Origin of the sequence: Halobellus sp. LT62, from assembly GCF_037031285.1 — an archaeon.
Classification (GTDB): Archaea; Halobacteriota; Halobacteria; order Halobacteriales; family Haloferacaceae; genus Haloquadratum; species Haloquadratum salinisoli.
On record NZ_JAYEZO010000001.1, the window covers coordinates 1,261,706 to 1,274,213 of the forward strand.

Consider the following 12,508-nt stretch of genomic DNA (forward strand, 5'->3'; position numbering starts at 1 on the left):
GCGGCGGACCAATTATATACCGACACGGTCACACCCGCACAATGGCACAACACCTGTCCGCCCCCGAATCGGCCTCACTCGCCCCGGACCTCCCAGAGGAGTTGAGCGACACCGAACGGATCCGAGCAGAGCGGGATCACTGGCGACACATGTTCGATCAGCTCGCCGCGGAGTTCCCCGAGCCGGTGATCGTCGTCGACGACGACGGCCGCCTGACGCACTGGAACGAGGAACAGGCGTCCTTCGTCGGCCTCGACGCCGAGGAGGCGCTCGATCGACCCGCACACGAGGTCATCGGGACCGAGGCCGTGACCGAGACCCTCGCGGAGAAAGTCGCACGAACCGGCGAAACGATCCGCGAATCCGACGTCCGAACCATCACCAACACCGACGGGGAAAAGGGACACGGCAGGGCGATGGGCGTGCCACTCACCGCTCCCGACGGCACGGTCGTCGGCTCTTTCGAGGTGCTGTATCAGGTGACCGATCTCGTCGAGCAACGTCAGTCGATGGAACACGTCCAGACGCAGGTCCGCGAGGAACTCGAACAAACGGTCGGCGGGCTGGAGCAGGCGTCCTCGCAGGTGACCGAAAACGTCGACGTGATCGCCGAGGTCGCCGAACAGGAGGCCGCTCACGTCCGCGAGGTCGACGACGAGATCCAGACGTTCAGCGCGACGACCGAGGAGGTCGCCGCGAGCGTCGAGACGATCAGCACGCAGAGCTCCGAGACCGCGGAGCTGGCGACCGACTCCGAGGAGTCGACGACGGAGTTGCTAGAGACCGTCGAGGACGTCTCGCGGGCCAGCGAGCGGATGGCCGCGGACGCGGAGAACCTCGCGGAACGCGTCGAAGAGATCGACGACGTCGTGGCCGTGATCGACGATATCGCTGATCAGATCAACATCCTCGCGCTGAACGCGTCGATCGAGGCCGCGAGAGCGGGCGAGGCCGGAGAGGGATTCGCGGTCGTCGCGGACGAAGTCAAGTCGCTCGCCGCCGAGTCGAAGACTGAGGCCGACCGAATCGAGGGGTTGGTCGAATCGATCGCGACGATCGCGACCGACACCGTCGACGGCGTCGAGCGGACCACAGATCGAGTCGAGGAGATCGAAGCGCAGATGGAGACGGTCAACGAGAACCAGCGCGAGATCCAAGCGTCGATCGCCGACGTCTCCGAACAGCTCGAACAGATCGCGACCGCGACCGACGAGCAGGCCACGAGCGCCGAGGACATTTCGGCGATGCTCGGCACGACCGTCGAGGGCGTCGAGCAGATCGCGACCGAGGTCGCCGAACTCGCGGCGGCGAACCAACAGCAGACCGAACAGGTCGCCGAGATCCGCCGGAGCGTCGAGGCGCTCGAACGCAACCTCTCGACGGCGATTCAGACCGAATAGCGTCGGATCGTCGACTTCAGCGCCTTATTCGTCGCTACTACCGCAGACGAGCACCGGACGGTGCGTCCCGAGGATCACGTCTTGGGTCACGCTGCCGAACAGCGCCTTTCCGGCCGGTGAGCGCTTGCGGCCGCCGACACAGATCTGATCAACGTCCAGTTCGTCGGCGTGCTGCAGGATCTCGTCCGACGGTGATCCGCTCGCCTCCAAGAGTTCGACCCCGACCCCGGCCGATTCCAGTCGGTCCGAGGCCTCACGAACCGCTTCGACCTGTTGAACCGACGCCCCCTCGGGGTTATCGACGAACACGTGGAGGATGTACACCTCCGCGTCGCTTGCGCCTTCGACCATCGCTTCGATCGCATTTGTCTGTGCGTGTGACTGCGGAACGTCGTCGTCCAGTGCGAGCAGTACTCGGACCATACTGGGCCGTCGGGCGGCCATCTACTTATAATTCCGCGCTGATTTCCGCATCAGTACCGTGGTTCCTGTGGGCCGCCGCAGTAGATGTCTCGTGGAGACAATATTGTTCGATATCGTCGAATATCTGTGCTCGAAGACGGTCGGTCGCATTGTGAGTTGACGCGGGAGTTCTCTTCGGACAATGTAACCGTTGCCCGGGGGTAACACGACCGCTTCCCCGAGGTAACGCGACCGTCGCCGCGGTTTCGACCATCACCGGATTTATACCTTCAGGCGCTCCTCTCGGAGTGTATGTTACGCGCGTTCGAGGATGCGGAACCGACGGTCGACGACGACGCGTTCGTCTCGGAGATGGCGTACCTCGTCGGCGACGTCGACGTCGACGCCCGAGCGAGCATCTGGCCGTTCACCTGCCTCCGAGGCCACGGAACGGCGGTCGAAGTCGGTCCGGAGACGAACGTCCAAGAGTTCTCGATGCTGCACGGCGCGAAACTCGGCGAGGCCGTCACCGTCGGGCACGGTGCGGTCGTCGATTACGCCGAAGTCGGTAACCGTTGCCTCGTCGGGATGCAGAGCGCCGTCCTCAAGGGAGCGACCGTCGAGGACAACTGCATCGTCGCGGCCAACGCGGTCGTTCCGCACGACCAGACGGTTCCCACGGGTCACCTCGCGTACGGAACGCCCGCCGAGACGCGGCCACTCACCGAATCCCAACTGGATCAGATCGACCGGATCCACGAGACGTACGTCGAACTGGCCGCTCGGTTCCGCGATGACGGATTGGATGTTCGGTCTCGCGACTGAGTGTGGACTGTGTGTTCGATAATGACGAACGGATAGGAACCGGCGTTCAGCCTGATAGTACCTCTGTGTACACGACGAACGTGGAAGTCTCCCGTGAGAAGCGGCGGCAAGGAATCCACCGTACGCGAAAATCGGACCGTCTTGGTAACATCCGTACGGTTGTTATGCATACCGCGATAATCCCGGTTATTCGATCCTGTCGAACGAATTTTCACCAGTGACGATCGGTGATTCGGGCGTCGCTGTCGACCGCGCACACACGATACTTACTTATCCGTCGTCGGACGAGTGCGTGTATGGACGGAGGATCGCACGAGAGTCGAGGGATCAAGTCCGATGAGACGTTATTCGACATCATCGAACACCTTCGACGCCTCGATGGTGCGGGCGTCACCGAACTCGCCGAGCGACTCGATATCGCCAAGAGCACGGTTCACGGACACCTGACGACCCTCGTCGGTCGCGGGTTCGTCGTCAAGCGCGGGCGCGAGTACCACTTGGGACTCCGGTTCTTCGAGTACGGCCAGTACGTCCGCGGCCAACTCGACATCTTTCAATCCGGCCTCGCGGCGGTCGACAGACTCGAACGCGAAACCGGTGAAATGTCGTGGCTCATTACCCATCAGAACGGGAAGGCGATCTACGTGTACGGCCGCGGCGGAAACAACGACATCAACGTCAACACGATCCTCGGAACCCGGGATCACATGCACTACAACTCCGGCGGAAAGGCGATTCTCGCACACCTCCCCGATGACGAGGTCGACCGGATCGTCGATCAGCACGGCCTCCCCTCGCGCACCGAGAACACGATCACCGACCGAAAACGGCTGGACGAGGAACTCAGACAGATCCGCCAGCAGGGCTACGCCCTCAATCTCAGCGAGGACTTGGAGGGAATCCAAGCGATCGGCGTTCCGCTCACCGTCGCCGGCGAGATCCAAGGCGCGCTGAGCGTCGCGGGCCCCGCCCACCGGATGTCCAAAGAGCGCTGCGAGGGAGAGATCCTCGACCACCTGCGGGCGGCGACAGACGAGATCGACCTCACGATCGCGTACCGGTAGCAGCGGCGAAGTTCGGCGAAGTCCGGCGAGGTCCGGCGAATCCGTTCTCTCGAAGCTCCAGCGTTCCAGTTCCGTAGAGAGCGAACCGGCGAACCCCTCACCCGAGAGCGACTGCGAACGCTCGTTCGAGAATCGCCCCGCCGGCACAGCCGTCGGTACAGACCGAGACGAAGAGCCCGACGGCGAAGACGTACGTCGACGCCATCTGGACCCGTACGGCCCGCTCGCCTTCGAGCCACAGGGTCGCGAACAGGCACGCGAGCGGTGTGGACGCGGCGAGAAACGCGAACGGCCCTCGGACGGGGAGCGACCCGGAACTCCCGGCGAGGCCGACCGCGGCAGTCGCGAGCGCGGTGAGCAGAAAGACACCGACGGCGGTCAGGTCGGCTCCGCGCGAGCCGAGGACGATGGGGACCGTTCGCTTTCCGATCGACGCGTCGAAGGATCGATCGAGACGGTCGATGCCGACTTTGATTCCCGAGAGGAGACAGACGAACAGCGCGGCGGTGACGGCGACTCCGACGGCGATGCCTCCGGACTGTGCCGCGTAGCCGCCGACGACTGCCGTTCCGATTCCGAGCGGGTAATCCGTCGTTACCGTCACAGGATGTCGATCGAGATAAGGCGCGTGCAACAGCGCGAGCGCGAGGAGGAATCCCGTCGAGAGCGCGGCGAGTGCGCCAGCCACCGCCGCGAGAACCCCTGAGAGAAGCAGCACTGACACCGTCCCGACGCCGATTCCCAACTTCAACGCGCCGACGCCGAGGCGCGGGACTTCCTCGCCGCGAAGGTGGCCGTCGACGTAGCCGTCGCGAAGGTGCGCAACGAGGAGCGCGAGACCGACGGTCCCGGCGTGGAGAACGGCTATGGACCACTCGAACGCCGTCGGTGAGGCGAGGGCGGACCCGTAGGCGGACATCCCGACCGCCGGGAACATAAACGTCGGCCGGACGTACGCGAGCAGGCCCCTGAGACCGCGGCGCACCCGTGTCATAGACCACGGTTCCGTCCCGTCGGTGATAAAGCCGCCGCGTCGGCTTCAGACGCGGTACAGCGGCCGTCACCGATCAAAACAATTAATGCGACAGTTGGCTTGGTGACGCGTAACACGAGACTATGAAACTTGGTGACGCCCTCGCTCGCACGGTCCGCTGTTATCCCGACAAACTCGCGCTCGTAACCGACGACGGCCGTTCGTTCACGTACGACGAACTGGACGAGCGGAGCACCCGCTTGGCGAACGCGCTCACCGATCGGATCGGCTCCGGCCGGTGTGCCGTTCTCACGGTCAACCACGTCTCGGCGATCGAGTCGATGTGGGCGGGGAACAAGCGCGGACTCGCGACGGTGCAGCTCTCGTATCGGGCTACCGTCGGCGAACTGAAGGAGATGGCCGAGACCGCCGAGGCCGAGGCGCTCCTCTTCGACGACCACAACGCCGACGACGCGCTCGAACTCCTCGATCGCGGGGCGTTCGACGTCGCGATCCACGCCGGCGACCGCGACATCGACCACGACAGCGTCGAGTCCTACGAGGCCGTCCTCGACGCCTCCGAGCCCACCCCCGACGACGCGCATCCGATCGACGACGAGTGTGCGGTCTTACACACCAGCGGAACGACGAGCGTTCCCAAGACGGTCAAATTCGATCAGGAACAGCTCTGGTACGGCGCGATCCAGGGAATTATGGAGCACGGTATCGACGAGACCGACACCGCGCTGTGCACGTCGCCGTGGTACCATATGGTCACGACCGACGCGTGGCTCTATCCGCACTTCGTCGCGGGCGCGACGGTGGTGTTGCACTCGACGTTCGACCCCGAGGAGGCGCTCGAACTCATCGAGGCACACGAGGTGACCGGGCTGCTCGGCGTGCCGACCCAATTGAAGGCGCTCAACGACGTCCAGCGAGCGAAGGAGACGCCGTACGACACCGAGTCGCTGTCGTACATCCGCACCGGCGGAGCCATCGTCACTGAGAACCTCATCGAGGCGACCCACGAGTACCTGAGCGAGCACGTCTACAACACCTACGGGATGACCGAGGCGGGCCCCGACCTCACGTTCGCCCACCCGGAGGTCCAAGCGGACCACCCCGGAACGATCGGCAAGGAGGCGTTCTCGTGGGAGATCCGCGTCGTCGAGTCGGTTCCCGTCAGCGAACACCCGGATCCGGAAGCGACGGTCGATCCCGGCGAACGCGGCGAGATCATCGCCCGCGGTCCGGGAATGTCGAACGAGTATATCGACAACGACGAGGCCACCGAGAAGTCCTACTTCGACGGCTGGCTCCGAACCCGCGACGTCGCCCGCGTCGACGAGGACGGCTACCTCTACATCGTCGACCGCGTCGACAACATGATCAACAGCGGGGGCGAGAACGTCTATCCGGCCGAGGTCGAGCGGGTTCTCGGAAACCATCCCGAGGTGGAGGAGGCGTGCGTCTTCGGCCTCGACGACGAGGACTGGGGACAGATCGTCACCGCCGTCGTCGTGACTGAGAGCGACCTCACGGGGGAGGACCTCGACGAGTACTGCCTCCAACACGACGGCCTCGCGGACTTCAAGCGCCCGCGGAAGTACGCGCTCACTGCCGAAACCCTCCCGCGCACCGACACCGGAACGATCATCCGCAACGACTTGATCGAGAAGCACTTCTCCTAGGGTCGCCCGCGTCGGAACGGGATTCTTTGACCGCAGAGGCCCGTCGCCGGATCGGAAGTGCTCGCTGGATCCGAAGCGCTCGTCAGATCAAGGGAAGCGCGCTCTCTCTGGATCAGAAGAACAGCACGAACAGGCCGATCTGGATCGGGAGCAAGAACACCAACGTCGCGATCGTACAGATCGCGGCCATCCGGCTCAACTCCATCGTGTCGACGACGCCGAGACCGAGCATCGCGACCAACACGGCCGATTGGTAGGGGAAGAAGTACGCGTTCAGCGCCACGCTCTCGATCATCGCGACGGGGACCAGCGGGATCCCGGCGCTGTTCGCGAAGGAGACGAAGACCGGTGTGATCACGCTCGCAACGGCCATCCCCTCCATCACGAACGCCAAGAGCATCGAGACGACGACGACGAAGAGCAGGACCAAGGGGAGCGACGGGTCGCTCGGCAGGTACGAGAGCATCGTCTCGGCGGCGAGATCGGTGAACTCCGTCCGTTGCAGTCCCTCGGCGATGGCGAAGATCGCCCCGAGGAAAAAGATGATCGAGAAGTCGGTCTCGCCGATGGCGTCGTGATCGATGACGCCGATGCCCGGCGAGAACGACAGTAAGGCGACGACGACCGCACCGAACATCGGGTGCAGGCCGTGGACGAAGTCGGTCGCCCAGATGGCGACGCCGACGAGCAGAAACAGCAGCATCCGCCGTTCGGTCGGCGACGGCGCGACGGTGGCGACCCGCTCGGGGGAGTCGATCGCGTCCCGATCACGGGGGCGGTACAGGAGGTACGTGACGGCGACGACGACGGCAACGCGGCCGATCCCCATCACCGGTGCCATCCAGACCGTCCACTCCGTCCACGTGATCGCGGGGCCGCCGCTGGACTCGACGAGTCCGGTGACGATGATGTTCGCGAGCGACCCAGTCAGGATGCCCGACGCGCCGTAGTAGGTGGCGAAGAGCGGTCCCAGAAAGATCCCGATCTTCGCGCTCCGCTCGGTGAACAGGTCGCCGAGGGACTTGAGAATCGGCGCGAGAATGAGCACGCGGACGAGCGAGGAGGGGACCAACACCGCGAGCGCGAAGCTCCCGATCGAGAGGACGACGAGCAGGTAGCGGTAGACGGCGACTGCGTCGGTGGTGATCCGCTCGGGCATCCGCGAGAGGGCGATCCGCTCGACGAGTTCGGCGAGACCGCTCGCCGTCGCGGCTTCCCCGATCAGGAGGCCGACCACGACGAGCCACGTCGCGGGCGATTGAAACCCGGTCAACGCGAGTTCGGTGGAGAAGCCGACACCCATCAGGGCGATCCCGATCAGTGCCGTGAACCACGGCTGTACCGGCGAGCCGATCCACATCGCGACGCAGAACAGCGTGATCGCGAGCATCCGGGCGGCGTCCGGATTCAGCGGCGAGAACCGGAGGACAGCGCCCGCAACGAGCGCGCCCGCGGGGAGGGCGAGCCAAGACGGGTCCATCGGGAGAACCTCGTTCGCCCGCGTCGGGAATCCATCTGACATCGTTCGTGTCGCACGTGTCACCGTGAACCACAATAGGGGTGTCGATGCACCCGCCGTCTTCGGATCGCGAAACTTGAACCCAGTCGAAATCGACGGCAAACGCCGCGGCAGCGACGGGACAGTTTAACATCCACGAGGGCGTACGGGAGTCCGATGCCAGACACAGATTTCGCTCTCACCGAGATCGCACCGGACGTCTACGACATCACCGTGAAGACCGCGCCAGACGCCCGTTGGCGGGTGTTCTGTTTCGACGGCGAGACGCCGACGCTCGTCGACGCCGGTTTCGAGGACACCGTCGACGTCGTCGCCGACGCGCTCGCGGAGCTGGAGATCACGCCCGAACGGATCGTCGTCACCCACGGCGACCCCGACCACGTCGCCGGACTCGCCGGGCTCGTCGAGCGGTTCGATCTCGAAACGTGGGTCCCCGAGGGGGTCGCGGTCGATGTCGACGTGGATCACCGGTTCGGCGACGGCGACCGCGTGGGGCAGTTCACGGCCGTTCACGTTCCCGGCCACACCGAAGCGCACCACGCGCTCGTCGACGAGTCGGCCGGCATCGCCGTCATCGGCGACGCGCTGTTCGGCTCGGACGCCCGGGGGCTGCCAGCGGGCTGTTTCGTCCTCCCGACGGCGCACTACTCGGCTGATCTCGACGCGGCCGACAACTCCTTACAGCGGCTCCTCGACTACGAGTTCGAGATCGGCCTCGTCTACCACGGGTCCAGCGTGACCGAGGGCGCGAGCGAAAAGATCGCGGCGTTCGTCGACTTCAACGGAAAGCGCTGAGAGGAAATCCGCACCGAATCGAACGGCTATACTGCCGGACGTACGTCCGACACTATCAGTTCTCGGCGATCGCGTCCGAGAGGTCCTTGCCCGCGTGTTCACCGAGATACGCCTCGATGACCGTGTCGTCGTTTTGGATCTCCTCGGGCGTCCCCTCGGCGATTAGCTTCCCGTTGTCGAGCACCATCACGCGCTCTGAGACGCTCATCAGCGCGCGCATCACGTGGTCGATGAGGAACACCGTCTTGCCCTCGTCGATGATGTCGCCGACGAGGTTGATGATACCCTCCGTCTCCTCGGGGTCGAGGCCGCCGGCGACCTCGTCGAACAGCACCATCTCGGGATCTGTCGCGAGCACGCGCGCGATCTCGAGGCGTTTGAGCTGTCCGACGCTGAGTTCGCCGGGGTCGGCGTGCATCTGTTCTTCGAGGCCGACGAACTCGATCATCTCCGCGGCGCGCTCGCGCGGGTCGTCGAACTTGCGGCCGCCGAACGACGCGCCGACGGTCACGTTTTCGAGCAGCGAGAGGCTGCCGAACGGGCGGACGATCTGGTGGGTCTTCGCCATCCCGCGGTGACAGATCTCGTGTTGGGACTGTCCGGTGATCTCCTCGCCGTCGAAGAACACCTCGCCCTCCGTCGGGGGATGGACGCCGGTGATCGTGCGGAACAGCGTGCTCTTCCCGGCCCCGTTCGGTCCGATGAGTCCGACGGCCTCGCCGCGTTCGACGGTGAAGGAGACGTCCTCGATGGCGACGACCCCACCGAACTTCTTCGTCAGCCCTCGACCTTCCAGTAACGTCATTATCGTTCGATATCCAAGCAACGATGATAAACTTACGGAATACGCCGACGCGTGGCATTCGAGGCGGCGACGCGTCTCGGCGGTCAGGCCGTGCGACGACGGTGACGCCGCGCTGGATCGTCGGTCGAGTTGGATCGCTCGTACAGCCAGCCTCGCACGCAGGGGGAAAACGCTTTGAGGACGTTCGGTAAATGTGCGCGTGTGACTCTCAGACAGCTATTCGACCCCTCGGCGATCGCCGTCATCGGCGCGTCGGCGACCGAGGGAAAGATCGGATACGAAGCGATGGCGAACGCCGCGATCTTCGACGGGCCAGTGTACCCGGTGAACCCGTCGACGGAGGGCGAACTGTTCGGCGCGGATTTCGTCGCCTCGGTGACCGAGATCGATGACGACGTCGACCTCGCGCTCTGCTGTGTGCCGGGTCCGGCGATGCCGGATGTCCTCGAAGAGTGCGGCGAGGCGGGGATCGGCGCGGCCGTCATCTACGCCAGCGGATTCGCCGAAGCGGGCGGAAAGGGCGAAGAGCTTCAGGAGGCGATCGTCGAGATCGCCGAGGAACACGACATCTCGCTGCTCGGCCCGAACACCAGCGGGTTCATGGTTCCCGAGATAAACCTCCGCTGCTCGTTCGCCAGCGGGGTCGAAGAGGTGCCGGAGGGCAACGTCGCGGTCGTCGCACAGAGCGGCGGCGTCGGACTGGTCTTGGCGTTCCAGTCCCGACGGCAGGGCCGCGGCGTCTCCGCGCAGGTCGGCTTGGGCAACCGCGCGAACGTCGGGTTCGCCGAGGCGATCGAGTACTTCGACGGCGACGAGCGGACGGACGCGATCGTCCTCCACGTCGAGGGGACCGACGACGGGCGACGGATGCTGGAAGCCTGCCGCGAGAGTGACACGCCGGTCGTCGCCTACAAGGTCGGACAGTCGGACGTCGGCGACTTCGCGGAGTCGCACACGGGCGCGCTCACGGGCGATCACGAGCTATACACCGCCGGGTTCGCCCAGTACGGCGTTCCCACGGTCGACGCGACCGACGACCTCCTCGACGCCGCGGCGGCGCTCGGGAACTCCCCGACTCCCGATGGCCCGAACGTCGGCGTCGTCACCGCGCAGGCGGGCCCCGGCATCATCATCACCGACCGGATCCAGCGTGCGGGGGGTCGACTGCCGGAACTCACCGAGAACACCCAAGAGCGCGTCGACGAGATCCTCCCCGGGATCACCTACGCCGACAACCCCGTCGACACCGGCCGACCGATGCCGGAGTTCGGCGAGATCGTCACGGCGGTCGCCGAGGACGAACGCGTCGACATCGTGCTCGTCTACGAGCTGTTCGAGGCCGCGTTGGGCTTTCCGGTCGACGAACTGGACGGCCTCGCCGAGCGGGTGGACAAGCCGGTCCTGTTCGCGACCGAGGGGATCGAGGAGGACCTCGCCGGCCAGCGCGACGCGCTCACGGACGTCGGCGTCCCGGTCTTCGAGACCCCCGAGCGCGCCGCCGACGCCGCGGGGGCGCTCGCCCGCTACGCGCTTCTCAACGGCGACGAGGCGCTCGCGGACGGCGGTGCGCGCACCGACAGCGGCGCGGCACCACATCGAACGGTCATCGACGAGGAGGTGACCGCCGATGAGTGACGCCGTTCCGGAGCCGATCCAGTCCGCGCGCGCGGACGGCCGAGAGACGCTGACGGAGGCCGAGGGGAAAGCGCTCCTCGCGTCGGTCGGCATCGACACGCCCTCGTTCGAGGTGTGCGGAGACGTCGACGACGCCGTCGAGGCGGCCGAGCGAATCGGTTACCCCGTCGTCGCGAAGGTGTCGTCGCCGTCGGTGACGCACAAGAGCGACTGGGCGGGCGGCGTCGGCGTCGCGGTCGGACTCGACTCGGAGGCGGCGGTCCGCGACGCCGCCGCGGCGATCTTCGAGGCGGCGGGGGAGGAGAACGTCGCGGCCGACGTCCTCGTCGAGGAGGCAATGGACCTCGATCGCGGTACTGAGGTGATCGTCGGCGGGCTCCGCGACCCGTCGTTCGGTCCCGTCGTCCTCACCGGTCTCGGGGGCGTCTTCACCGAGATTTTCGAGGACACCAGTCATCGGATCGCCCCGGTCGACCGGGCGGAAGCCCGCGCTGCGATCGAGGGGCTGCAGTCTGTCCCGCTCCTGCAGGGGTATCGCGGCAGCGAGCCGGCTGACGTCGACGCGCTCGCCGACGCCATCGCGGCGGTCGGTGACCTCGTCGTCGACCACCCGATCGCGGAACTCGACGTCAATCCAGTTCTTGCGACATCCGATGGAGTGATGGCACTCGACGCACTCGTCGTACTGGAGGACCGATAATGTTCGAACGCATCTGGACTGTCCGCTTCTCGGACACCGACCCGCACGGCATCGCTCACTACCCGCGTATCGTCGACGCGCTCCACGAGACCTCGGATATGTTTATGCAGGAGATCGGCTTCCCGTTCTGGGAGCTCACAAGCGACTACGACTTCGGCTTCCCGCTGGTGGATATGCAGTTCGAGTTCAAGGCACCGGTGAAAGCCGGCGACGACATTCGAGTCACGCTGACACCCGACCCGAGCACCCGCGCCGTCCGGTTCGAGTACGAGGCGTACAAGGGCGACACCCTCGCGTTCTCGGGGTACGAACAGCGCGTCTGTGCGGAGACCGGCGGCGGCGGCGCGGTCGAGATCCCCGACGAGATCCGCGAGAAATTCGTCGAATACGCCGAAGAGTAGCTGAGACGGCAGCGTCCTCGTTGTGAGGGGGCGATACGCTTTTAGGAAGTACGCGAGTATTCCGAAATATGGCGGAGTTCGAGAACCCATACGCGACGGAGGATCCGTTCGTCGAGGCGCACTTCGAATGTCTGAATTGCGGCGGAAAGCTCTGGGAGTACGGGATTCAGCGACGGATGGTGTGCGAGGACTGCCGGTCGCTGTTCAAAACCGAGGAAATCTTCGAGGCGCAGGCCTCCGCGTAACGGCTTTCGAGAATCGACTGCGAAGAAATCAGCGTCGGCCGAGAAGCTGATCT

At 65.3% G+C, this 12,508-nt stretch carries 13 protein-coding genes; 9 read left to right on the forward strand and 4 right to left on the reverse strand.

The annotated features are described in order from the left end of the window. Positions 1 to 41: 41 nt before the first annotated feature. On the forward strand, positions 42 to 1,400 hold the full coding sequence (locus U5919_RS06240) for a methyl-accepting chemotaxis protein (protein ID WP_336022883.1): 1,359 nt from the start codon (positions 42 to 44) through the stop codon (positions 1,398 to 1,400). A gap of 24 nt (positions 1,401 to 1,424) precedes the next feature. Here the strand turns inward: U5919_RS06240 and U5919_RS06245 are convergent, their stop codons facing one another. Next, the gene (locus U5919_RS06245) at positions 1,425 to 1,823 is read right to left on the reverse strand and encodes a universal stress protein (protein WP_336022884.1); all 399 of its coding nucleotides are present in this window, start codon (positions 1,821 to 1,823) and stop codon (positions 1,425 to 1,427) included. A 291-nt stretch (positions 1,824 to 2,114) separates the two neighbouring features. Here U5919_RS06245 and U5919_RS06250 point away from each other — a divergent pair, with 291 nt between their 5' ends. Further along, entirely contained in the window at positions 2,115 to 2,627 is a 513-nt protein-coding gene (locus tag U5919_RS06250) for a gamma carbonic anhydrase family protein (protein WP_336022885.1), read from the forward strand. Positions 2,628 to 2,923: 296 nt separating this feature from the next. Further along, positions 2,924 to 3,691 (forward strand): IclR family transcriptional regulator, encoded by a 768-nt coding sequence (locus U5919_RS06255; RefSeq protein WP_336022886.1) that lies wholly within the window; start codon positions 2,924 to 2,926, stop codon positions 3,689 to 3,691. A gap of 97 nt (positions 3,692 to 3,788) precedes the next feature. Here U5919_RS06255 and U5919_RS06260 read toward each other — a convergent pair whose 3' ends face one another. Continuing rightward, positions 3,789 to 4,685, reverse strand: a complete 897-nt coding sequence (locus U5919_RS06260) for a UbiA prenyltransferase family protein (protein ID WP_336022887.1) — start codon at positions 4,683 to 4,685, stop codon at positions 3,789 to 3,791. A gap of 122 nt (positions 4,686 to 4,807) precedes the next feature. Here U5919_RS06260 and U5919_RS06265 point away from each other — a divergent pair, with 122 nt between their 5' ends. Continuing rightward, positions 4,808 to 6,355 (forward strand): class I adenylate-forming enzyme family protein, encoded by a 1,548-nt coding sequence (locus tag U5919_RS06265; RefSeq protein WP_336022888.1) that lies wholly within the window; start codon positions 4,808 to 4,810, stop codon positions 6,353 to 6,355. A gap of 112 nt (positions 6,356 to 6,467) precedes the next feature. On the opposite strand, the gene U5919_RS06270 is transcribed toward U5919_RS06265, so the two are convergent. Then, the gene (locus U5919_RS06270; RefSeq protein ID WP_336022889.1) at positions 6,468 to 7,835 is read right to left on the reverse strand and encodes an SLC13 family permease; all 1,368 of its coding nucleotides are present in this window, start codon (positions 7,833 to 7,835) and stop codon (positions 6,468 to 6,470) included. A 195-nt stretch (positions 7,836 to 8,030) separates the two neighbouring features. Between U5919_RS06270 and U5919_RS06275 the strand changes: the two genes are divergently transcribed. Continuing rightward, positions 8,031 to 8,669 carry an MBL fold metallo-hydrolase gene (locus U5919_RS06275; RefSeq protein ID WP_336022890.1) on the forward strand — a complete coding sequence of 213 codons (639 nt, stop codon included), beginning with the start codon at positions 8,031 to 8,033 and terminating at the stop codon, positions 8,667 to 8,669. A 55-nt stretch (positions 8,670 to 8,724) separates the two neighbouring features. On the opposite strand, the gene U5919_RS06280 is transcribed toward U5919_RS06275, so the two are convergent. Further along, complete coding sequence (locus tag U5919_RS06280; protein WP_336022891.1) at positions 8,725 to 9,474, reverse strand: ABC transporter ATP-binding protein; 750 nt, start codon at positions 9,472 to 9,474, stop codon at positions 8,725 to 8,727. 201 nt (positions 9,475 to 9,675) lie between these two features. Between U5919_RS06280 and U5919_RS06285 the strand changes: the two genes are divergently transcribed. The 4 genes from U5919_RS06285 (at position 9,676) to U5919_RS06300 (ending at position 12,455) form a co-directional block, all read left to right on the forward strand. Continuing rightward, a complete protein-coding gene (locus tag U5919_RS06285; protein WP_336022892.1) occupies positions 9,676 to 11,109 on the forward strand; it encodes a CoA-binding protein in 1,434 nt (477 codons plus the stop codon). After that, positions 11,102 to 11,809, forward strand: coding sequence for an acetate--CoA ligase family protein (locus U5919_RS06290; RefSeq protein ID WP_336022893.1), 708 nt, complete (start codon positions 11,102 to 11,104; stop codon positions 11,807 to 11,809). The genes U5919_RS06285 and U5919_RS06290 overlap by 8 nt, the downstream gene beginning before the upstream one ends. Further along, the gene (locus U5919_RS06295) at positions 11,809 to 12,210 is read left to right on the forward strand and encodes an acyl-CoA thioesterase (protein ID WP_336022894.1); all 402 of its coding nucleotides are present in this window, start codon (positions 11,809 to 11,811) and stop codon (positions 12,208 to 12,210) included. The genes U5919_RS06290 and U5919_RS06295 overlap by 1 nt, the downstream gene beginning before the upstream one ends. A gap of 68 nt (positions 12,211 to 12,278) precedes the next feature. Beyond that, entirely contained in the window at positions 12,279 to 12,455 is a 177-nt protein-coding gene (locus tag U5919_RS06300; RefSeq protein WP_336022895.1) for a hypothetical protein, read from the forward strand. The last annotated feature ends 53 nt before the right edge of the window (positions 12,456 to 12,508 follow it).